The sequence below is a fragment of the Kitasatospora sp. NBC_00315 genome (genome assembly GCF_041435095.1).
Classification (GTDB): Bacteria; Actinomycetota; Actinomycetes; order Streptomycetales; family Streptomycetaceae; genus Kitasatospora.
On sequence record NZ_CP108025.1, the window covers coordinates 1,325,271 to 1,348,021 of the forward strand.

The 22,751-nt window shown below is 69.7% G+C and carries 15 protein-coding genes and 3 rRNA genes; 4 read left to right on the plus strand and 14 right to left on the minus strand.

Annotated elements, in window-relative coordinates; all coding sequences use genetic code 11:
- The first annotated feature begins 168 nt into the window (after positions 1-168).
- The gene (locus OG823_RS05555) at positions 169-1,530 is read left to right on the plus strand and encodes a dipeptidase (protein WP_371478002.1); all 1,362 of its coding nucleotides are present in this window, start codon (positions 169-171) and stop codon (positions 1,528-1,530) included.
- Here OG823_RS05555 and OG823_RS05560 read toward each other — a convergent pair.
- From OG823_RS05560 to OG823_RS05590, 7 genes are all read right to left on the minus strand, one after another.
- Positions 1,506-2,309, minus strand: coding sequence for a DUF4184 family protein (locus OG823_RS05560; protein WP_371478003.1), 804 nt, complete (start codon positions 2,307-2,309; stop codon positions 1,506-1,508). The genes OG823_RS05555 and OG823_RS05560 overlap by 25 nt on opposite strands.
- 210 nt (positions 2,310-2,519) lie before the next feature.
- Positions 2,520-3,605 carry an NUDIX domain-containing protein gene (locus OG823_RS05565; RefSeq protein ID WP_371478005.1) on the minus strand — a complete coding sequence of 362 codons (1,086 nt, stop codon included), beginning with the start codon at positions 3,603-3,605 and terminating at the stop codon, positions 2,520-2,522.
- Positions 3,606-3,943: 338 nt separating this feature from the next.
- The gene (locus tag OG823_RS05570) at positions 3,944-4,831 is read right to left on the minus strand and encodes a C40 family peptidase (protein ID WP_371478006.1); all 888 of its coding nucleotides are present in this window, start codon (positions 4,829-4,831) and stop codon (positions 3,944-3,946) included.
- A 452-nt stretch (positions 4,832-5,283) separates the two neighbouring features.
- Complete coding sequence (locus tag OG823_RS05575; protein ID WP_371478007.1) at positions 5,284-6,726, minus strand: acyl-CoA synthetase; 1,443 nt, start codon at positions 6,724-6,726, stop codon at positions 5,284-5,286.
- A 136-nt stretch (positions 6,727-6,862) separates the two neighbouring features.
- Positions 6,863-7,825 (minus strand): electron transfer flavoprotein subunit alpha/FixB family protein, encoded by a 963-nt coding sequence (locus tag OG823_RS05580; protein ID WP_371478008.1) that lies wholly within the window; start codon positions 7,823-7,825, stop codon positions 6,863-6,865.
- A gap of 45 nt (positions 7,826-7,870) precedes the next feature.
- Entirely contained in the window at positions 7,871-8,656 is a 786-nt protein-coding gene (locus tag OG823_RS05585; protein WP_371478010.1) for an electron transfer flavoprotein subunit beta, read from the minus strand.
- 406 nt (positions 8,657-9,062) lie between these two features.
- Positions 9,063-9,476, minus strand: coding sequence for a TlpA family protein disulfide reductase (locus OG823_RS05590; protein WP_371478011.1), 414 nt, complete (start codon positions 9,474-9,476; stop codon positions 9,063-9,065).
- Positions 9,477-9,819: 343 nt separating this feature from the next.
- Here OG823_RS05590 and OG823_RS05595 point away from each other — a divergent pair, with 343 nt between their 5' ends.
- The 3 genes from OG823_RS05595 to OG823_RS05605 all read left to right on the plus strand — a co-directional run bounded on the left by OG823_RS05595 (position 9,820) and on the right by OG823_RS05605 (position 12,650).
- Positions 9,820-10,248: a DUF4395 domain-containing protein gene (locus OG823_RS05595; RefSeq protein ID WP_371478013.1), complete on the plus strand. Its 429-nt coding sequence runs from the start codon at positions 9,820-9,822 to the stop codon at positions 10,246-10,248.
- Positions 10,249-10,429: 181 nt separating this feature from the next.
- Positions 10,430-11,209, plus strand: a complete 780-nt coding sequence (locus OG823_RS05600; protein WP_371478016.1) for a lysophospholipid acyltransferase family protein — start codon at positions 10,430-10,432, stop codon at positions 11,207-11,209.
- A gap of 394 nt (positions 11,210-11,603) precedes the next feature.
- Entirely contained in the window at positions 11,604-12,650 is a 1,047-nt protein-coding gene (locus OG823_RS05605; RefSeq protein ID WP_371478017.1) for a TolB family protein, read from the plus strand.
- A gap of 236 nt (positions 12,651-12,886) precedes the next feature.
- Here the strand turns inward: OG823_RS05605 and OG823_RS05610 are convergent, their stop codons facing one another.
- From OG823_RS05610 to OG823_RS05640, 7 genes are all read right to left on the minus strand, one after another.
- A complete protein-coding gene (locus tag OG823_RS05610; RefSeq protein ID WP_371478019.1) occupies positions 12,887-13,573 on the minus strand; it encodes a maleylpyruvate isomerase family mycothiol-dependent enzyme in 687 nt (228 codons plus the stop codon).
- Between the two features lie 197 nt (positions 13,574-13,770).
- A 5S ribosomal RNA gene (gene rrf / locus OG823_RS05615) occupies positions 13,771-13,887 on the minus strand.
- Positions 13,888-13,977: 90 nt separating this feature from the next.
- Positions 13,978-17,118, minus strand: a 23S ribosomal RNA gene (locus OG823_RS05620).
- Positions 17,119-17,403: 285 nt separating this feature from the next.
- A 16S ribosomal RNA gene (locus OG823_RS05625) occupies positions 17,404-18,927 on the minus strand.
- The 16S, 23S and 5S rRNA genes sit together here, the layout of an rRNA operon.
- Positions 18,928-19,346: 419 nt before the next feature.
- Complete coding sequence (locus OG823_RS05630; protein ID WP_371484318.1) at positions 19,347-20,423, minus strand: low specificity L-threonine aldolase; 1,077 nt, start codon at positions 20,421-20,423, stop codon at positions 19,347-19,349.
- Positions 20,420-21,178, minus strand: a complete 759-nt coding sequence (locus OG823_RS05635) for an SDR family NAD(P)-dependent oxidoreductase (protein ID WP_371478021.1) — start codon at positions 21,176-21,178, stop codon at positions 20,420-20,422. Before OG823_RS05635 ends, OG823_RS05630 begins: the two co-directional genes overlap by 4 nt.
- Positions 21,175-22,575, minus strand: a complete 1,401-nt coding sequence (locus tag OG823_RS05640; protein ID WP_371478023.1) for a DUF6421 family protein — start codon at positions 22,573-22,575, stop codon at positions 21,175-21,177. The genes OG823_RS05635 and OG823_RS05640 overlap by 4 nt, the downstream gene beginning before the upstream one ends.
- Between the last annotated feature and the right edge of the window lie 176 nt (positions 22,576-22,751).

The following is a 22,751-nucleotide window of genomic DNA, read 5'->3' on the forward strand; positions in this document are numbered from 1 at the left end:
GAGTCTGTCACGTCGAGTCATCCTATGCGTCCGTCCCGCCGGGGCGCTGCCCCCCACCGCCGTCGCGCCGGATTCGCTCGCGGAACGGGCTCCGGCAGGTCCTATGATCATCCGCATCCCCCTGTCCCGTTCACCCGAACCACCCCCTCGGAGAACCTGGAGCGCCCGATGCCGCAGCCGCTGGCCGATGCCGTACACGCCCTGATGGGCCGGGCCCGTGCCGACCTCGCGGACCTGGTCGCCTTCCGCTCCGTGGCCGACCCCCGCCAGTACCCGGTCGAGGAGTGCGAGAAGGCCGCCCGCTGGGTCGCCGACGCCTTCGCCGCCGAGGGTCTGACGGGTGTACGACTGCTGGACACCCCGGACGGCACGCAGTCCGTCTACGCCGAGCTGCCCGGCCCGCCGGGCGCGCCGACCGTGCTGCTGTACTCCCACTACGACGTGCAACCTCCGCTGGACGAGGCGGCCTGGCAGAGCCCGGCGTTCGAGCTCACCGAGCGCGACGGCCGCTGGTACGGACGCGGCGCGGCGGACTGCAAGGGCAACATCCTGATGCACCTCACGGCCCTTCGGGCCCTGCGTGCGGTGGACGGCTGCTACCCGGTCGGGCTGAAGATCGTCGTGGAGGGGTCGGAGGAGCAGGGCACCGGCGGCCTGGAGCGGTACGCCGAGGCGCACCCCGAACTGCTGGCCGCCGACGTCATCGTGATCGGCGACACCGGCAACTTCGCGGCCGGACTGCCGACCGTGACGGCCTCGCTGCGCGGGATGACCGTGGTGGAGGTCACCGTCGCCACCCTGGCCGGAAACCTGCACTCGGGCGCCTTCGGCGGCGCCGCCCCGGACGCGCTGCAGGCGCTGGTCCGGCTGCTGGCCTCGCTGCACGACGAGCAGGGCGCGCTGACCGTCACCGGCCTGCAGGCGGACCAGAGCTGGCAGGGCGTCGCGTACCCGCAGGAGCAGTTCCGCGCGGACGCCAAGGTGCTGGACGGCGTGCACCTGTCCGGCACCGGCAGCATCGCCGACCGGCTCTGGGCCCGCCCGGCGGTCACCGTGCTCGGAATCGACGCACCGCCGGTGATCGGCGCGACCTCCTCCGTCCAGGCCCGCGCGAAGGCCCTGGTCAGCCTGCGGGTGCCGCCGGGCATGGAGATCACGGCGGCCCAGGACGCCCTGGTGGCGCACCTGGAGGCCGGGGCGCCGTTCGGCGCGCGAGTGGAGGTCGCCCGGCTCGGCAGCGGCGAGGCGTTCCGCGCGGACACCTCCGGCCCGGCCTACGAGGCGATGGGCGCGGCGATGCTGGAGGCTTTCGGCGTCCCGATGGTCGCCTCCGGCGAGGGCGGCTCGATCCCGCTCTGCAGCACGCTGCGCACGCTCTACCCCGAGGCCGAGATCATCCTGATCGGGGTGGAGGAGCCGACCACCCAGATCCACGCGGTCAACGAGAGTGTCGACCCCCGCGAGCTGGAGCTGATGGCGCTGAGCGAGGCGCTCTTCCTGCGCAACTACGCGGCGGCCCGTCGGGCCTGAGCCCGGCCGCCGGTCCGGCGGTCGCGCCGCCCCCGCAGGCGTGCGGCCGTCGCGTACCCCACGGCGCCCGCGGCCAGACCCGCGCCGGCCCCGAAGCACAGCTCGTTGACCGGGTTGCGCTCCCGGCGGGCCAGCCGCTGCGCGGCGCCGGCCGCGGTGGCCGCGCCGAGCAGCGCCGCCACCGCCGGGCGCCACCCGCGCGGCAGCTCGACGGACGGACGCACCGGCTCCAGCCGGCCGGCCGCACGGACGGCGTACCGGGTCAGCCACCCGAGGCCCGCCACCGAGCAGCCGTGCTGCAGGACGCCGTACAGCGGGAGGCCGGCCACCCGGCGGTCCAGGACGGGCAGCAGGCGCACCCCGCAGCGGCCCTCGTGGGTGAAGCCGTCCCAGCCGACGTGGGTGGCGGCGCCGAGGGCGGCCGACACGGCGAACCAGCCGGCCCGCCGCGCGCTCGGGCCGTGCCCGGTACGGACGCTCGCGGCCTCGGCCGCGCGAGCGGCGCCCGGCGGCAGCAGCGCGACCAGCGGCCCGCGCAACAGCCCGTGCCAGGCCGCCACCAGCCCGGCGGCGAGCGCCACGTCGACGGTCGCCACCGCCCACCAGCGGTGGGTCGGGCCGCCCAGCCGGTAGACGCCCGGGAGCAGGGACGCGGCGAAGAACGGCACGTCCGGCGCCATCGACCCGGCCACCAGCGCCGACGCGACCAGCGGACCGCGCGCCCGTACGCCGTCCAGCAGCGGGAGGACGGCGGCGGCGTGGCTGACCGTGAACGGCATACCGCCCATCCTGCCCGGTGCCGCCCGGCCCCGCCGGGTGGCGGCGGGTGGGCGAGTGGCGGGCGGGGCGAGTGGCGGGTGCGAGTGGCGGGCGGGGCGACCGGTACGGGCGAGGGTTCCGGTGGAGCACGCCGGACACCGGACACGGCCGGAAACCTCCGACGTCCGACCTCCGACCACCGACCTCCGACCACCGCCACCCCGGTCCGCTCAGGCCGCGTCGGCCGCGCCGGACAGACCCGCCGTGGGAGGCAGCCCCTCGGCAGCCGGCAGCCCGGCCTCCAGGTAGCGCAGTTCGCCGCTCCGCCGGGCCTCCAGTGCGGCGGCGAGCCGTCGGTGCCGACCCGGGGTCAGCAGGCCGGCCGCCTCGTCCAGGGTGACGAACCGCCAGGCCCGCAACTCCTCGGCCGGCAGCCGAAGCCGCTGGCGGGCGCCCGCGTCCAGCAGCCCGCCGTCGTACATCAGCCGCATGCCGCCCCGGTGAGGACCGGTTCTCGGCTCCCAGTCCACGGCCAGCAGACGCAGGTCGGAGGTCTCCAGCCGCAGGTCGAGCTCCTCGGTGGTCTCGCGCAGGGCGGCGTCGGTGGGGGCCTCGCCGCGTTCCACCACGCCGCCGGGGAACTCCCAGGCGGGCTTGTAGACCGGATCCACCAGCAGCACCCGGTCCTGCTCGTCGAAGAGCAGGACCGCGGCGGCGACGGTGTCGCCCGCCGGATCAGTGCTGTGCACGATCGGACAGCGGGCCGCGCCCCTGGCGATCAGTTCGGCCAGCCGGGCCGCGGTCTGGCGCGCGGTCAGCCCGCCGGTGTCCAGCAGCTCGGCGTCCCGGCTGAGCCAGCGCCGGGCCGCACGGTAGCGGGGCAGGTGCTCCAGGCACCGGGCGCGGACGCGCGCGCTCTGCTCGGGCTCCGCCGGATACGGGTCGTGACCCTCGATCCGGCGGCGCAGGATCGTTTCCTCGGCGTCCAGGACGAAGTGGTGCACCGCGAGGCCCCGGGCGGCCAGTGCGCCGAAGATCTCGTCCCGGTAGTCCTCCCGCAGGACGGTCATCGGGACCACCAGCGGTCCGGGCACCTCGGCGAGCAGCGCCGCCGCGACCTCCGGCACCAGCCGGCGCCAGGACGGCAGGTCCTGGTAGTCGGCGAGTCCGAGGACCCGGTCCGCCGGCAGCATCCGGGCCAGCCCGTACCCGACCAGTCCGGGGTCGTACAGCATGCTCCCGGGGAGCAGTTCCACCAGCTCGCGGCAGGCACTCGTCTTTCCCACGCCGAACGTGCCATTGACCCAGACGATCACAGCGTCCCCTGCCCTCGGTCCGCCCGGTGGCGGTCGCACCGGGCGGCGCGGCCCGACCAGCCGGAGCCTGCGCCAGTGAAGGTGGTACCCGCTGTGCGGCGGTCCGCATACCTGCCGCGCGTTCCCAGCGTCGCCAACCGGCCTCGGCGCTTGTCAGCGGCATGTGCCCAGGCCGGACGCCCCGGACGCCCGGCCCGGGGACCCGCCCGGTGCGCGGCGGCCCCGGGCCCGGGGTGCCCCGACGGCCGTCGTCCCACCGCTTCGCCGCCGGGCTGCGACCGGCGGCGAAGCGGTGGGACGACCTGCGGCCCCGCGGGGACCGGCGACGGGCGGACGCGTCAGGGGCGGCCCATCTGCGTCGGGTAGTAGCCGCTGCTCAGCTTGGAGATCCGGACGTCGGTCCCCGGGTGCGCGGCCTCCACGTACTGGTTGCCGCCCAGGTAGATGGCCACGTGGTGGATCCCGCGCGCGCTGCCGTCGTCGGACCAGAAGAGCAGGTCGCCGCGCTGGAGCTGGGCGGCGGTGATCGGGGTGGTGGCCTCGTACTGGTCGTTGGCGATACGCGGGAGCGAGATGCCGGCGTGCCGGTACGCCTGCTGGACGAGACCGGAGCAGTCGTAGCCGTCGGGGCCGTTGCCGCCCATCACGAACGGCGTGCCGAGCTCGTCGAGCGCGAACTGCACGGCGTCCTCGACGTCGCCGCTCGCGCTCGGTGCGTTGTGGTCGCTCTGGTCCGAGGCGTCCGAGGCGTCCGAGGCGTCCGAGGAGCTGTCCCCGCCGCCGGTCCGGTCGAGGTAGACGTCGCGGTGGCTGGTCCAGCGCCACGCGCCACTGCTGTTGCGGAACCAGTAGACCGAACCGTCCCATCCCTGGGTGAGGCCGCTCGCCGAGACGGTGCCGCTCCCGGTCGGGATCCGGGTCGCGGTCGCACCGGCGGTCGTGGTCCGCGACCGGTAGACCTCGTAGTGGCTGGTCCAGCGCCAGGCGCCACTGCTGTTCTTGAACCAGTACCGCGAGCCGTCCCAGCCCGCGTGCGCCGGCGCGGGCTCCGCGCTCGCGCTCCCGACACTCGTACCGAGCCCCACCACGCCGGCACCGGCAGCTATCACGGCGGCCATCGCGAGCCCCCTGCGCAGCCGTCCCGCCCGGGCCCTGGGGGCGGGACGGGTCGGCTGTGCGGTCGGGTCGGTGGTGGCGCCCGGTGCGCCGGTGTCGACGGTGTTCATTCGGTGCTTGTCCTTTGCTGAGTGAGTGTGATCCACCCCGGGCGGCTCGGGGGCGCCGCCTCGTACGGGGGTCCGGCGGCGGACGACCCGGCCGGCGCCGCGAGGGCGGCTGCTCGGCCGGTCGACGTCCGGAGCGGACGGGGATTCAGTTCTGCGTGTCACGTTAGGCACGCATGCACTCACGGCGCGCAACGGCGTGCGCCAAAGGGTGGGTCCTGCTCCGCAGGCGGGTGACCGCGCCTGATCCGGTTTCAGGCCCGTACGAGCGGTGGCGCGCCGTCAGAACCCCAGGTCGGACGGCCCCGGTCGGCGCCTTCGGCCACGGCGGCCCGGTACGGCGCCGATACGGGCGCCGCGGGCCGGCACGGCACCGGGCCGGGCGTCACGGACCGGCACGGCACGGCACCGACACCACTCCGGTACGGCACCGGGCCGCGGGGAGCGGCGCCGGATCAGCCCGCGGCGCCCGACGGCAGCTCCTGGACCAGCTGCTTCTTCAGCACCTTGCCCATGGCGTTGCGCGGCAGCTCCTCCACCAGCAGCACCCGCCGGGGCCGCTTGTGCACGGACAGCCGCTCGGCGACGAAGGCGGTGAGCTGTTCACCCGTCACCGCGCCGTCGGGGACGACGTAGGCGACCACCACCTGGCCGAGGTCCTCGTCCGGGACGCCGACCACGGCCGCGTCGGCCACCGCGGGGTGGTCGCGCAGGGCGGCCTCGACCTCCCCCGCGCCGATCCGGTAGCCACCGCTCTTGATCAGGTCGACCGAGGCGCGCCCGACGATCCGGTGGAAGCCGTCCTCCCCGATCACCGCGACATCACCGGTCCGGAACCAGCCGTCGGCCGTCCAGGACTCCGCATCGGCGTCCGGCCGGTTGAGGTAGCCGGCGAACAGCGTCGGTCCGGCGACCTGGAGCTCGCCGACGCTCTCGCCGTCGGACGGGACGGGGCCGCCGTCCTCGCCGACCAGCCTGGTCCGCACGCCCTCCAGCGGCAGCCCGACGCTGCCGGGCCGGCGCTCGCCGTCCGCCCGGGTGCTCACGGTGATCAGGGACTCGGTCATGCCGTAGCGCTCGATCGGCGGGAGCCCGGTCAGCGCGGCGAGCTTCTCGAACACCGGCACCGGCAGCGGTGCGCTGCCGGAGACCAGCAGCCGGGCGGTGCGCAGCTCGGTGGCGGCGGCGTGGTCGGCGGCGATCCGTGACCAGACCGTGGGCACGCCGAAGTAGAGGGTGCCCCCCGCGCGGGCGTAGCCGTCGGGTGTGGGTCGCCCGGTGTGGACCAGCCGGCTGCCGGTGCGCAGGGCGCCCAGGACCCCGAGCACCAGGCCGTGGACGTGGAAGAGCGGCAGGCCGTGCACCAGGGTGTCCTCCGCCGTCCACTGCCAGGCGCGCGCGAGTGCGTCCAGGTCGGCGGCGACGGCGGAGCGGCGGATCACCGCGCCCTTGGGTGCCCCGGTGGTGCCGGAGGTGTAGAGCACGAAGGCGGTGGCGTCCGCGGCCGGTTCCGGCAGGGCCGCGTCCTCCTGCCGGCCGAGGTCGACGGGCAGCGCCTCCAGGCCGGGCAGCGCGTCCAGGCCCTCGGGCACGGCGTCGCCCGCGGCGAGGGCGAGCAGCGCGGCGCCGGAGTCCCGCAGGATGTGCGCACGCTCCTTGGGGCCGGAGTCGGGCGGCAGCGGCACCACCGGGACACCCGCCAGCAGGCCGCCCACCACGGCGGTGACCGTCTCGGCGGTCGGCCGGGCCAGCACCGCGAGGGCGGGTGCGCCGGCCACCCGGACGGCGACGGCGCCGGCCGCGCCGAGCAGCCGCTCGCGCGAGAGCGCGACCCCGTCGATCCGCAGCGCGTCGGCGCTGTCGCCGTGCCCGTCCTGAAGCGCCGTCAGCAGGCTCATGTGCCCCTCCGTGTCGGTCCGTCGGGTCGACTCTACGGGGGGCCGGGCGCACCACGGACGCCGGAGGGCGCGGCGGGCCGTGTCCGGCCGCCGCACCCTCCGGGCGGGTCCTGTCCTGCGCTTCCAGCGGGTGCGACTAGCCCTTGCGGGTCTTCACCTCGGTGGTGAGTTGGGGGAGGACGGTGAAGAGGTCGCCGACGACGCCGTAGTCGACGAGTTCGAAGATGGGGGCTTCGGGGTCCTTGTTGACGGCGACGATGGTCTTGGAGGTCTGCATGCCGGCTCGGTGCTGGATGGCGCCGGAGATGCCGGCGGCGACGTAGAGCTGGGGGGAGACCTGCTTGCCGGTCTGGCCGACCTGGTTGCTGTGGGGGTACCAGCCGGCGTCGACGGCGGCGCGGGAGGCGCCGACGGCGGCGCCGAGGGCGTCGGCGAGGTCCTCGACGACGGTGAAGCCCTCGGCGGCACCGACGCCGCGGCCGCCGGAGACGACGATGGCGGCCTCGGTCAGCTCGGGGCGTCCGGTGGCGACGCGGGGGGTGCGGGCGGTGACGGTGGCGGCGTTGCCGGTGAAGGCGACGGTGACGCTCTCCACGGTGCCGGCGGCGGGGGCGGGCTCGGGGGTGGTGGAGTTCGGCTTGACGGTGATGACCGGGGTGCCGTGGGTGACGGTGGAGCGGACCTGGAAGGAGGCGGCGAACACCGACTGGGTGGCGAGGGGGCCGTCGTCGCCGGCCTGCACGTCGACGGCGTCGGTGATGAGGCCCGAGCCCAGGCGCAGGGCGAGGCGGGCGGCGATCTCCTTGCCCTCGCCGGAGGAGGTGACCAGGACGGCGCCGGTGTCGGTGGCGCGGGCGATCTGGGTGAGGGCGTCGACCTTGGGGACGACGAGCTGGTCGGTGAACTCGGGGGCGTCGGCGACGTAGACCTTGGCGGCGCCGTACTCGGCGGCCTTGGCGGCGATGTCGGCGGCGCTCGCCGCGGCGCCCAGGATGACGGCGGCGGGCTCGCCGAGGCGGCGGGCGAGGGTCAGCAGTTCGAGGGCCGGCTTGCGGACCGCGCCGTCGGCGTGGTCCACGAGAACCAGGATCTCAGCCATGATTCGTTGCTCCTGATGGTTCGTGAAGTGGCGCTGGCGGCGGGGTCAGATGAACTTCTGGGCGGCGAGGTAGCCGGCGAGCTGTCGGCCGCCCTCGCCCTCGTCCTTGACGATGGTGCCGGCGGTGCGGGCCGGGCGGGCGGTGACGTCCTGGACGGTGGTCCAGGCGCCGGCCAGGCCGACCTGTTCGGCGTCGATGCCCAGGTCGTCGAGGTCGTAGGACTGCACGGGCTTCTTCTTGGCGGCCATGATGCCCTTGAAGGAGGGGTAGCGGGCCTCGCCGGACTGGTCGGTGACGGAGATGACGGCGGGCAGTTCGGCGCGCAGCTGCTCGGTGGCGCTGTCGCCGTCGCGGCGGCCGGTGACGGTGGTGCCCTGGACGGCGACCTCGGAGAGCAGGGTCAGCTGCGGCACGCCCAGGCGTTCGGCGAGCAGGGCGGGCAGGACGCCCATGGTGCCGTCGGTGGAGGCCATGCCGCCGACGACGAGGTCGTAGCCGCTCTTCTCCAGGGCCGCCGCGATGATCGCGGAGGTGCCGATCACGTCGGTGCCGTGGATGTCGTCGTCGTTGACGTGGACGGCCTTGTCGGCGCCCATCGACAGGGCCTTGCGCAGGGCGTCCTTCGCGTCGTCCGGGCCCACCGTCAGGACGGTCACCTCGGCGTCGCCGTGCGACTCGGCGATCCGCAGCGCCTGCTCGACGCCGTACTCGTCCAGCTCCGACAGGAGGCCGTCCACGCCCTCCCGGTCGGTGGTGTGGTCGTCCTCGAAGCGACGGTCACCGGTCGCGTCGGGCACGTACTTCACACAGACAACGATCCTCAAGCTCACGGCCTGTCTCCTGTACTCGTCTCGTCCGGCGGCTGCGGCTGGTGCAAGTGGGCGCGAACACTCCACGCGCCCTCTCCGGGGCAGCGAATACCCGTGCCCGTCCGGAACTTCCTGGCAGCATACTCGCCAGTAGATCAGTCGTCACTACTGGCCAGTAGCTTAGCCCCGCCGGAGCCCGGACGGAGTGCCGCTCCGCACCTGTCCACACCGGATCGAACGCCCGACCGGACAGCCTTCGGGACGGCTGCACCGCCGTCGTGGCCCATCCTGCCCCAGCCCGCGCCGAACACCACCTGACTGGGCGGCACATCCGCTGTGAGATTCACCGGTCTTGACAGGAATGATCGAGGTACTGACGGAAAACGCCCAGCTCACAGCCGGTCCCGCCGATCCGGCGGCGGACGGGTCAGACCGCTTCGCCCAGCGCCGCGATCACGTCCGCGCGACGCGGCTGACCGGCCGCCCTGCGCACCACCCGGCCGGCGGCGTCCAGCACCAGCACGGTCGGCGTGCGGGCGATGTCCAGCCTTCGCACCAGGTCGAGCCGCTCCTCCGCGTCGATCTCGACGTGCGCCACGCCGTCCACCATCCCCACCACCTCGGTGAGCACCCGGCGGGTGGCCCGGCAGGGCTGGCAGAACGCGGAGGAGAACTGCACCAATGTCGCGCGCTCGCCCAGCCCCGTCCCCAGCTCCCCGGCGGACAGCCGTACCGCGTCGTCCCTGCCCCGCACCTTCAGCCTCCCGTCGCGCCGGGCGCGCCACAGTCCGAACGCGCTCGCCAGGACGAGCACGACACCACACACCAGCAACCCGGTCATGGCTCCAGTGTGCGGCAGGCGGCGCGGTGACCGATCCGGCGGGGCGGGGCAACGGCCGGTCGGGGCGGCTCGGGGACGCTCGGGCGGCCGCGGCGACCGGTCGGGGCCGCGGTGACCGCGGCGACGGCGGGAGCGACGATCGCCACGCGGGCCGCCGGGCCGGGAGCGGCCCCGCTTCGGACGGCCGGTCGCTCCCGCGTACGATCGGGGGCGTGGACTCCTCCCTGCCCGCGCTGCCGCGCCTGACCACCCGCCGGGTGGTCGACCTGTGCCGCGCCGGTGCCTCGCGCTGTCGCTGACCCGTTCCCCGGTCAGCCCGCCCGAGCACCCCACCGGAGCCACCATGCAGATAGACCCGCGCGGCCCCCGTTTCGCCGCCGTCCTCACCTCGCTCGTCCTGGCCGCCGTTCTGATCACCGGCAGCGGCCCCCTGCTCGCCCTGCAGACCGCGGTCTTCGCCCTCGGTGCCTTCGCCGGCCTGCGGTACTCGCCGTACGGCTGGCTGTACCGCGTCCTGGTGCGTCCCCGCCTCGGGCCGCCGACCGAGACCGAGGACGCGCGGCCGCCGCGCTTCGCCCAGAGCGTCGGCTTCGGCTTCGCCGCCATCGGCACCGCGGGCTACCTCACCGGCCAGACCTGGCTGGGACTGGTCGCCACCGCGTTCGCGCTCGGCGCGGCCTTCCTGAACGCGGCTTTCGACTACTGCCTGGGCTGCGAGGCGTACCTCCTGCTGGCCCGTGCCAGGAGCCGGACGACCGCCCCGACCTCCTGACCTCGTACGGCGGGCGATCCCGGCCACCGGCACCCTCGCGTGACAGACTGCACTCGTTCGGGGGATCATCTCCCTGTAACACCCGTGGCCGTCGCGGCGTGCCGCGCCTTCCGGTTCGGCCGCCGTACCCCACGGGTACCGCCGGACCGGGCACCAGGCCCGTGGGAAGTTAGGGCTGACCGTGGCAGATCTCGTGTACCCGCCGGTGATCGGAGCCGCACTCACCGTCTTCCGCGCGCTCGACGTGCGCATCAAGATCGTGGGTGCCGAGCACATCCCCGCGACGGGCGGCGCGGTGCTGGTGAGCAATCACATCAGCTACCTGGACTTCCTCTTCGCCGGGCTCGGCGCCGTCCGGGGCGGCAAGCGCAAGACCCGCTTCATGGCGAAGGACGACGTCTTCAAGCACGGTGTCTCCGGGCCGCTGATGCGCGGGATGAAGCACATCCCGGTCGACCGCACCGACGGCCAGCCCGCCTACGACGCCGCCGTCCGCGCCCTGCGGGCGGGCGAGGTCGTCGGGGTGTTCCCCGAGGCCACCATCAGCCGCTCGTTCATGCTGAAGAAGTTCAAGACCGGCGCCGCCCGGATGGCCGCCGACTCCGGCACCCCGCTGCTGCCGGTCATCCTCTGGGGCACCCAGCAGCTCTGGACCAAGGGCCGGCCCAAGACCCTCACCAAGCGGCACGTACCGGTCACGATCATGATCGGCGAGCCGATCGAGCTCGCCCCGGGCGACAAGCCCGTGATGGTCACCCGGCGCCTGCGGGCGGCGATGAGCGAGATGCTCGACCGGGCCCAGCGTGAGTACCCGGGCAGCCCCTCCGGCCCGGAGGACACCTGGTGGCTGCCCGTGCACCTCGGCGGAACGGCCCCGACGCTGGAGGTGGCCGAGGCCGAGGACGAGGTGGAGGCGACCGCGAAGGCGGAGCGCCGCGCCGCCAAGGAGCAGGGCAGGTAGCAGGCGATCGGCCTCCCGGCGCTTCGCTGCTCCGGCCGCCGCCGGCTCCTCCGGTTCGGGCGGCGACCGTGGCCCCGGGGAGACGCCGTCGCCGTCACCCCGAGGGGCCGTGGCTCCGTACCGGTGGGCTGCCGTCCTCGTCGAGGACGGCAGCCCACCGGTGTCACCAGTACGCCTTGCGGATGAACATTCGGTAGTCATTCGACCCCGGAGCGTGGCGTGTCGTCCCGCCCCGCCGCCCCCGCCTCTGACACAGTGACACCGCCCGCCAACCGGGCACTCGTTCTGGATCGGAGAAGGCGACATGCGCGGCAGCAGGGTTTCGTACGGGGCAGCAGCCTGTTCCCTCCTCCTGGGATCGCTGCTCACGGGGTGCGGAGCCGACAGCAATCTGATGCCCTCCGCCGCGGTGGACACGCCCGCGCCGACCGAGTCCGGCGCGGCGGCTCCCGTGGTCGCGGCGGCCGCACCGGGAGCACCCGCCGCACCGGCCGTCACCGCCCACAACGGACTCATCGCCACCCGGGTCTTCCTCGACCCAGGTCGCACCACCGGTGCGATCGCCACGATCGCCGCCGACGGCAGCGGTCAGCACCAGCTCACCCAGCCGGCCACGGGCTCGGTGGACGACCATCCGGACTGGTCGCCCGACGGCAGGACGATCGCGTTCGACCGTCTTACCGACGGGGGCAGCCCGCACCTCTGGACCGTCGACGCGGCCGGTGGGGAAGCCCAGCAGCTGCCACCGATCTGCACGGACGGGGCGCCCGACTGCCTGAACGAGAGCGAGACGGACCCCGCCTACTCCCCCGACGGCAAGCTGGTCGCGTTCGGGCGGACCTGGGGCACCGTCGACGAGCGGAACCAGATCCAGTACTCGGACCTCTTCGTCACGAACGCCGACGGCAGCAATCTGCAGCGCGTGTCCATGCTGACCAACGACAAGCCGTTCTCGGGCGCCGTCCGCAACCCGACCTGGTCCCCGGACGGCGCACAGCTCGCGTTCGAGTACCGCACGAGCGGCACCGGGTCGCCCGCCGACAGCCGTGCGATCTTCGTCGTGAACGCGGACGGAACCGGGCTGCGGCAGCTGACCCCCTGGGCCCTGCGGGCCGGCGAGCGGGTCAGCTGGGCGCCGGACGGCTCACGCATCCTGTTCACCACCTTTCCCACCGGGCCGGAGGCCACCCCCGGCGGCGGCATCTACACGGTCCACCCGGACGGCAGCGCGGTCACCGCACTCACCCCTGCCCCGTCCGACGCCGGCTACGGACCGGCCTCCTTCTCCCCCGACGGTCAACTGATCGCTTTCACGCAGGCCCCCGCCGGTGGGAGCGCCAACATCTACACGATGCGGAGCGACGGCTCCGGGATCACCCGGATCGTCAACACACCGGACCAGTGGGAGAGCCGTCCCGCCTGGGGGCCGGCCGCCGGGTAGCGGGCAGAAACCGCTTCGGAGCCCGCGCAACAGCGGCCCAGTGCGACGAAGTCCGCTTCGGTCAGGCCCCGGCGGGCATCACCGCTTTGCGCTGCTTCGCCCTCGACGGTACCGGTCATCCCACCCACAAGCCCAGGGCTGCGTGATCCGCCGCTACATCATCCGGCGGAGCGAGCACGCCGAGGACAAGCGCCTTCGCGCTGTTGTGGCCAGCGTGAACGTCGCCTGATCTCAAGTCAGGGAACCAGCGGCCCAGTCAGCACACCCAACCCCGCCTCATGGTCCCCGGCCCAGGTCACCGAGCCAGTGTCCCGCGGCTTGCGCCCCCACAACATCAGCAGCAGGTCCTCGGCAGTGCCCGAGACCTCCGCGATCGGCTCGCCGGGCCCGTAAGTCCAGCAGCGGCCGGCGTCGGTGGCGGTGATCCGCACGGCCTGCTCGGGATGGGTAGCGGCCCCCCTGGAGATCATGCGGTGCGCCATGGTGTCGAAGACCTCGGCGACACCGTCGGCAGCGAGCGCGGCATCCATCGGCGTCGCCGAGCCGAGCGCGTGCTCGGCGTCCCACCGGTGCATCAGCGTCTCCTGGCTACGGCGCCGACGCCAGAACCCGACCGTGTGCGGCGGGAAGAACGTCCAAGCCTCGGTCGAGGGATCAACCGACAGGGCCTGCACGAGCGCGTCTGCGGTCTCGGCGTACCAGGCCTTCAGACCGGCCCGGTCACGGGGTGCGGCACCCTCGTCATAGCTGTCGCCATGTCCCTCCCGCACCGCCGCGACGACCCACAGGTTCCCCGCTCCCATGTGCACGGCCAGATCCACCAACCTCCAACCGCCGCAGTGCTCGACCGGGGCCGACAAATCACCGTCCAGCACGGCACCGAACGCCTCCAGTTCTCGCCGAAGATCAACCAGGTAGTCCATGGCGCCAAAATACAGCCCGCCAGCTACGCGGGACTCACCGCCCGAACGGGGCGAACGTTGCCTGATGCGGCACCGGCGACGATTCCGCCCGCGGTCGACGCCGGTCACGGCGCCGGCCACCGCACCGGGCATCGAGCAAGTTCCGGACATGCGAAAAGGCCCCGCCGGTTACCCGGCGGGGCCTTTCCTGAATGATTGTTCGGCGGCGTCCTACTCTCCCACAGGGTCCCCCCTGCAGTACCATCGGCGCTGTGAGGCTTAGCTTCCGGGTTCGGAATGTAACCGGGCGTTTCCCTCACGCTATGACCACCGAAACACTATGAAACTGTCACCGCACCGCTCTCCCCGTGGCCCGGGAAAAACGGGGTCGTTGTTTCAGAACAACACAGTGGACGCGAGCAACTGAGGACAAGCCCTCGGCCTATTAGTACCGGTCAGCTCCACCCCTTACAGGGCTTCCACATCCGGCCTATCAACCCAGTCGTCTACTGGGAGCCTTACCCTCTCAAGGAGGTGGGAATACTCATCTCGAAGCAGGCTTCCCGCTTAGATGCTTTCAGCGGTTATCCCTCCCGAACGTAGCCAACCAGCCATGCCCTTGGCAGGACAACTGGCACACCAGAGGTTCGTCCGTCCCGGTCCTCTCGTACTAGGGACAGCCCTTCTCAATATTCCTACGCGCACAGCGGATAGGGACCGAACTGTCTCACGACGTTCTAAACCCAGCTCGCGTACCGCTTTAATGGGCGAACAGCCCAACCCTTGGGACCTACTCCAGCCCCAGGATGCGACGAGCCGACATCGAGGTGCCAAACCATCCCGTCGATATGGACTCTTGGGGAAGATCAGCCTGTTATCCCCGGGGTACCTTTTATCCGTTGAGCGACGGCGCTTCCACAAGCCACCGCCGGATCACTAGTCCCTGCTTTCGCACCTGCTCGACCCGTCGGTCTCACAGTCAAGCTCCCTTGTGCACTTACACTCAACACCTGATTGCCAACCAGGCTGAGGGAACCTTTGGGCGCCTCCGTTACTCTTTAGGAGGCAACCGCCCCAGTTAAACTACCCACCAGACACTGTCCCTGATCCGGATCACGGACCCAGGTTAGACATCCAGCACGACCAGAGTGGTATTTCAACGTCGACTCCACAACCACTGGCGTGGCCGCTTCAAAGTCTCCCACCTATCCTACACAAGCCGAACCGAACACCAATATCAAGCTATAGTAAAGGTCCCGGGGTCTTTCCGTCCTGCTGCGCGAAACGAGCATCTTTACTCGTAATGCAATTTCACCGGGCCTATGGTTGAGACAGTCGAGAAGTCGTTACGCCATTCGTGCAGGTCGGAACTTACCCGACAAGGAATTTCGCTACCTTAGGATGGTTATAGTTACCACCGCCGTTTACTGGCGCTTAAGTTCTCAGCTTCGCCGAGACGAATCTCGACTAACCGGTCCCCTTAACGTTCCAGCACCGGGCAGGCGTCAGTCCGTATACATCGCCTTACGGCTTCGCACGGACCTGTGTTTTTAGTAAACAGTCGCTTCTCGCTGGTCTCTGCGGCCGGCCCCAGCTCACGGAGTGCAAGATCCGATCACCAGTTCCGGCCCCCCTTCTCCCGAAGTTACGGGGGCATTTTGCCGAGTTCCTTAACCATAGTTCACCCGAACGCCTCGGTATTCTCTACCTGACCACCTGAGTCGGTTTGGGGTACGGGCCGCCATGAAACTCGCTAGAGGCTTTTCTCGACAGCATAGGATCATCCACTTCACCACAATCGGCTCGGCATCAGGTCTCAGCCTCAATGAGTGACGGATTTGCCTATCACTCGGCCTACACCCTTACCCCGGGACAACCACCGCCCGGGCTGGACTACCTTCCTGCGTCACCCCATCGCTCACCTACTACCCTGTTGGGTCAGCGGCTCCACCACGTCCCTTTGTCCGAAGACTCCGGGCCGGCTTCACGGCTTTAGCATTCAGAGGTTCGACGTTGGCGCTTCAAAGCGGGTACGGGAATATCAACCCGTTGTCCATCGACTACGCCTGTCGGCCTCGCCTTAGGTCCCGACTTACCCTGGGCAGATCAGCTTGACCCAGGAACCCTTGGTCAATCGGCGCAAGAGTTTCTCACTCTTGTATCGCTACTCATGCCTGCATTCTCACTCGTGTCCCGTCCACAACTGGATTCCTCCGCTGCTTCACCCGGAACACGACGCTCCCCTACCCATCACAGCAGGCGTTGGGCCTATAGCTGCAATGACACGACTTCGGTGGTGTGCTTGAGCCCCGCTACATTGTCGGCGCGGAATCACTTGACCAGTGAGCTATTACGCACTCTTTCAAGGGTGGCTGCTTCTAAGCCAACCTCCTGGTTGTCTCTGCGACTCCACATCCTTTCCCACTTAGCACACGCTTAGGGACCTTAGTCGGTGTTCTGGGCTGTTTCCCTCTCGACCATGGAGCTTATCCCCCACAGTCTCACTGCCACGCTCTCACTTACCGGCATTCGGAGTTTGGCTAAGGTCAGTAACCCGTTGAGGCCCATCGCCTATCCAGTGCTCTACCTCCGGCAAGAAACACGTGACGCTGCACCTAAATGCATTTCGGGGAGAACCAGCTATCACGGAGTTTGATTGGCCTTTCACCCCTAACCACAGGTCATCCCCCAGGTTTTCAACCCTGGTGGGTTCGGTCCTCCACGAAGTCTTACCTCCGCTTCAACCTGCCCATGGCTAGATCACTCCGCTTCGGGTCTTGGGCATGCAACTACGCATCTAAAAAGACGCTGCGCCCTATTCGGACTCGCTTTCGCTACGGCTACCCCACACGGGTTAACCTCGCTACACACCGCAAACTCGCAGGCTCATTCTTCAAAAGGCACGCAGTCACGAGACACACAGCAAGCTGCACGTCCGACGCTCCCACGGCTTGTAGGCACACGGTTTCAGGTACTATTTCACTCCGCTCCCGCGGTACTTTTCACCATTCCCTCACGGTACTATCCGCTATCGGTCACCAGGGAATATTTAGGCTTAGCGGGTGGTCCCGCCAGATTCACACGGAATTTCTCGGGCTCCGTGCTACTTGGGAGAAGCTCAAGTGAGCCGCTGATGTTTCGTCTACGGGGGTCTTACCCTCTACGCCGGACCTTTCGCATGTCCTTCGACTACACCAACGGTTTCTGACTCACCCAGCCGCCGGCAGACGACTGAAGAACTTTCCCACGACCCCTACTACGCAACCCCTGCCGGGTATCACACGTAACAGGTTTAGCCTCATCCGGTTTCGCTCGCCACTACTCCCGGAATCACGGTTGTTTTCTCTTCCTGCGGGTACTGAGATGTTTCACTTCCCCGCGTTCCCTCCACATACCCTATGTGTTCAGGTATGGGTGACAGCCCATGACGACTGCCGGGTTTCCCCATTCGGAAACCCCCGGATCAAAGCCTGGTTGACGGCTCCCCGGGGACTATCGTGGCCTCCCACGTCCTTCATCGGTTCCTGGTGCCAAGGCATCCACCGTGCGCCCTTAAAAACTTGGCCACAGATGCTCGCGTCCACTGTGCAGTTCTCAAACAACGACCAGTCACCCACCATCAACGCGTCACGACGCATCTCAAGTAGGACCGGCACTGAAGCAACGACCATGACGGCCGTTCCTTCAGGACCCAACAACGTGCCCGCCACGACCCAACCCCACCGGATGCTTTCCACGCGCCGAAGCGCAGTACTCGCGGTCGATGAGACCGAACCGTGCCGAATAGTCAACGTTCCACCCATGAGCAACCGTGTGAGACATTCGCTCACATCCGGCTATGTGCTCCTTAGAAAGGAGGTGATCCAGCCGCACCTTCCGGTACGGCTACCTTGTTACGACTTCGTCCCAATCGCTGGTCCCACCTTCGACGGCTCCTCCCCTTACGGGTTAGGCCACCGGCTTCGGGTGTTACCGACTTTCGTGACGTGACGGGCGGTGTGTACAAGGCCCGGGAACGTATTCACCGCAGCATGCTGATCTGCGATTACTAGCAACTCCAACTTCATGGGGTCGAGTTGCAGACCCCAATCCGAACTGAGGCCGGCTTTTTGGGATTCGCTCCGCCTCGCGGCATCGCAGCCCTTTGTACCGACCATTGTAGCACGTGTGCAGCCCAAGACATAAGGGGCATGATGATTTGACGTCGTCCCCACCTTCCTCCGAGTTGACCCCGGCAGTCTCCTGTGAGTCCCCATCACCCCGAAAGGCATGCTGGCAACACAGAACAAGGGTTGCGCTCGTTGCGGGACTTAACCCAACATCTCACGACACGAGCTGACGACAACCATGCACCACCTGTATACCGACCACAAGGGGGCGACCATCTCTGGCCGTTTCCGGTATATGTCAAGCCTTGGTAAGGTTCTTCGCGTTGCGTCGAATTAAGCCACATGCTCCGCTGCTTGTGCGGGCCCCCGTCAATTCCTTTGAGTTTTAGCCTTGCGGCCGTACTCCCCAGGCGGGGAACTTAATGCGTTAGCTGCGGCACCGACGACGTGGAATGTCGCCAACACCTAGTTCCCAACGTTTACGGCGTGGACTACCAGGGTATCTAATCCTGTTCGCTCCCCACGCTTTCGCTCCTCAGCGTCAGTAATGGCCCAGAGATCCGCCTTCGCCACCGGTGTTCCTCCTGATATCTGCGCATTTCACCGCTACACCAGGAATTCCGATCTCCCCTACCACACTCTAGCCTGCCCGTATCGAATGCAGACCCGGGGTTAAGCCCCGGGCTTTCACATCCGACGCGACAGGCCGCCTACGAGCTCTTTACGCCCAATAATTCCGGACAACGCTCGCACCCTACGTATTACCGCGGCTGCTGGCACGTAGTTAGCCGGTGCTTCTTCTGCAGGTACCGTCACTTGCGCTTCTTCCCTGCTGAAAGAGGTTTACAACCCGAAGGCCGTCATCCCTCACGCGGCGTCGCTGCATCAGGCTTTCGCCCATTGTGCAATATTCCCCACTGCTGCCTCCCGTAGGAGTCTGGGCCGTGTCTCAGTCCCAGTGTGGCCGGTCGCCCTCTCAGGCCGGCTACCCGTCGTCGCCTTGGTAGGCCATTACCCCACCAACAAGCTGATAGGCCGCGGGCTCATCCTGCACCGCCGGAGCTTTACACCAACCCCCATGCGGAGGAAGGTCATATCCGGTATTAGACCCCGTTTCCAGGGCTTGTCCCAGAGTGCAGGGCAGATTGCCCACGTGTTACTCACCCGTTCGCCACTGATCCACCCCGAAGGGCTTCACCGTTCGACTTGCATGTGTTAAGCACGCCGCCAGCGTTCGTCCTGAGCCAGGATCAAACTCTCCGTGAATGTCTGCTCGTAATCGAGCGGCCACCCGCGTTGAGCGGCGCGGCGACCCCCGGAATAGGGAAGCCCCGCGCACTGCGTCCTCGCTAGTGTTTTGTTACCAAAGGAATCTCCAACCCGGATCGAACGACCCGGGCCGGGGATGTCAACATATCTGGCGTTGACTTTTGGCACGCTGTTGAGTTCTCAAGGAACGGACACTTCCTTCGAGCCGCTCTCACGGTCTCTCCGGGCGCTTCGTTCTTTCGTGTTTCAAGCTTATCAGAGGTTTTCCGCTCCGTTTTCCGGAGTTTCGTTCAACCGACTCGCTTTTGCCGCCCCTCTCGGTGCGACTCCGGAACTGTACGGGGATCCGGCCGCCACAAGCAAATCGTCCCGTCCCGGGGCTCCGGGACGGGACGATCCGGTGTCCGACGGCGCGGTCAGGAGCGAACCATCTCATCGGCGATGGCCGCCGCGAAGGCGTCGATATCCGCCTCGGTGGTGTCAAAAGCGGCCATCCAGCGCACCTCACCGGTGTGCTCGTCCCAGAAGTAGAAGCGGTACTGCTTCTGGAGCCGCTCGCTCACCTCGCGCGGCAGCAGCGCGAAGACGGCGTTGGCCTGGACGGGCCGGACGACCGTGACGCCGTCGATGCCGCGGACGGCCGCCTCCAGCCGGCGGGCCATCGCGTTGGCGTGGCTCGCGTTGCGCAGCCAGAGGTCACCGGCCAGCAGCGCCTCGAACTGCACGGAGACGAACCGCATCTTCGAGGCGAGCTGCATCGACATCTTGCGCAGGTACTTGAGGTTCCGGACCCGCTCGGGGTTGAGGACCACGACGGCCTCGCCCATCAGCAGGCCGTTCTTCGTCCCGCCGAAGGAGAGCACGTCAACGCCGGCGTCCGTGGTGAAGGCGCGCAGCGGCAGGCCGAGCGAGGCCGCCGCGTTGGCCAGCCGTGAACCGTCCACGTGCACGAGCATGCCGTGCTGGTGGGCGTGGTCGCAGATGGCCTTGATCTCCTCGGCCGTGTAGAGCGTGCCGAGCTCGGTGCTCTGGGTGATCGACACGGCCAGCGGCTGCGCGCGGTGCTCGTCGCCCCAGCCCCACGCCTGCTGGTCGATCAGGGCGGGGGTGAGCTTGCCGTCCGCCGTGGGGACGGTGAGCAGCTTGATCCCGGCGATCTTCTCCGGGGCCCCGCACTCGTCGACGTTGATGTGCGCGGTCGTCGCGGCGATCACGGCGCCCCAGCGCGGGAGCAGGGCCTGGAGGGCGACGACGTTGGCACCCGTGCCGTTGAAGACGGGGTGTACCTCGGCCCGCTCGCCGAAGTGCTTGCGGAACACCTCCTGGAGGTGGGCGGTGTAGTCGTCCTCCCCGTAGGCGACCTGGTGCCCGCCGTTGGCCACGGCTATCGCGGCGAGGATCTCCGGGTGGACACCCGCGTAGTTGTCACTGGCGAACCCCCGCACGGCCGGGTCGTGGTGCCGGACGGCGTCGGTGGAGGTGGGGAGGGTCATCGGGCTGTCAGCCACAGGTGCTGTCCGTTCAGGTCTGCTGCGGGGCGGTCCCAGAGGCCCGCCAGGGTGTCGGCGAGGTCGGCGGTGTCGGTGAAGCCCGCGAACTTGGCGTCGGGCTTCTCGGCGCGCATCTGCGGGGTGACCAGTGCCTTGATGACCAGGATGGCAGCCGCGGCGGTCGGAACGCCGTCGGCCGAGGCGCTCTCCCTCGTGAAGGAGTCGGCGAGGGCGAGGGTCCAGGCCTCGCTCGCGGCCTTCGCCGCCGCGTAGGCGGCGCCGCCCGCGGTCGGTCGGTGGGCGGCGGTCGCCGAGACCATCGCGTACCGGCCGGCGGAGCTGCGCAGCAGTGCGGGCTGGAAGGCGAGCGAGGTGTGCTGGAGGGTGCGGATGACGCGGTCCTGCAGCCAGTCCCAGTCGTCGAGGCGGCTCTCGAAGAAGGTCTTGCTGCCGCGCCAGCCGCCGACCAGGTGGAACAGGCCGTCGACGCGTTCGTGCTCCGCCTCCAGGTGGTCGGCCCAGTCGTGCACCTCCTGCGGGTCGAGCAGGTCGATGACCTGGCCGCTGATCCGCGCGCCCGGAACGGCGGCACGGACGGCGTCCGTCGCGGCGTCCAGGCGCTGGGCGTCGCTCCCGGCGGCGATGACGGTGGCGCCGTCGGCGGCGAGGCGGCGCAGCGTGGCGCGCCCGGCCGGCCCGGTGGCGCCGGTGACGGCGATCACCCTGCCGGTCAGGGCTCCGGTGGCGGGGGCGCTCACGCGGCGGCTCGCTGGATGCCGGCGCCGGTGATGCCGGTGGTGGCGGCGATGACGCCGCTGAGCTTCTTGGAGAGGGCCTCGTAGAACATGCTCAGCGGGAACTCGTCCGGGAGGACGGCGTCGCACAGGGCCTTGTTGAGGGCCTTGCTGTCGTTGAGGTCGAGCGGCAGCGCGTCCGGGCCCTTGGCCCAGGTCGAGGCGGGGTGGGGGGTGAGGTAGCGGGAGACCAGCTGGTAGGCGGCGATCCAGTGGGCGGTCTTGGGGCGGTCGATACCGTCGCGGTAGAGGGTCTCGATCTCGCCGCAGAGCGCGTTGGTGACGTCCGCGACGCGGTCCCAGTCGATGCTGAGGCGGTTGTCGCGCCAGCGCAGCGCGTCGTGCTTGTGGAGGTAGGCGAAGAGCAGCTGGCCGCCGAGCCCGTCGTAGTTGCGGACGCGGTCGCCGCTGACCGGGAAGCGGAACATCCGGTCGAAGAGGATCGCGTACTGGACGTCGCGGCCCTGGGGGTAGCCCTCGGCCTCCAGGCGCACGGCCTCCTTGAAGGCGGTCAGGTCGCAGCGGAGCTCTTCGAGGCCGTACATCCAGAACGGGCTGCGCTGCTTGATCATGAAGGGGTCGAACGGCAGGTCGCCGTGGCTGTGGGTGCGGTCGTGCACGAGGTCCCACAGGACGAAGGTCTGCTGGGCGCGCTGCTGGTCGTCGAGCAGGCCCGCGGCGTCGGCGGGGATCTCCAGGCCGAGCAGGTCGACGGCGCTGGCGGTGACGGCGCGGAAGCGCGCCGCCTCGCGGTCGCAGAAGATGCCGCCCCAGGTGAACCGGTCCGGCGCCTTGCGGACGGCCACGGTCTCGGGGAAGAGGACGGCGGAGTTGGTGTCGTACCCGGCCGTGAAGTCGGTGAAGGTGATCGGCACGAACATCGGGTTGTCGAAGCGGGTGCGCTCCAGCTCGGCGAGCCAGTCGGGCCACACCACGCGCAGCAGGACGGCCTCCAGGTTGCGGTCCGGGTTGCCGTTCTGGGTGTACATCGGGAAGACCACGAGGTGTTCGAGGCCGTCCTCGCGCTGCGCGGCGGGCTGGAAGGCCATCAGGGAGTCCAGGAAGTCGGGCTCGCGGTAGCCGGTCTCCGCCCACTTGCGCAGGTCCACGCTGACGGCCGTGAGGTAGTCGGCGTCGTGCGGGAAGAGCGGGGCGAGTTCCTCGACGGCGGACAGCACGGTCTCCAGCAGCGGGTCGACCGTGTGCCGCTGGACGGCGGACAGGTCGATCGAGCCGTCCTTGGACTGCAGCGGGCGCAGTGCCTCGACCGCGCTCTTGAGCCGCTGCCAGGCCGGGTGACCGGCGTGGGTCTCTACCGGAGCTTCGGCCGCCACAGCGAGCCTCGGCGAAAGATTCTGCATCTCTGACTCACTTCGACAGGAGTTATTTCGACAGATACACCATAGGTACGGAAGGTTCTCCTGTTCAAGGGGGGTCGGGACGGACAATCTGCGGTGGGCGGCCCGGTGCTCGGGTGTCCACCATCCGGACGGCGTCCCGGACACCTGTCGTTCCTCCGGACGGCTCGCGCGGGGGC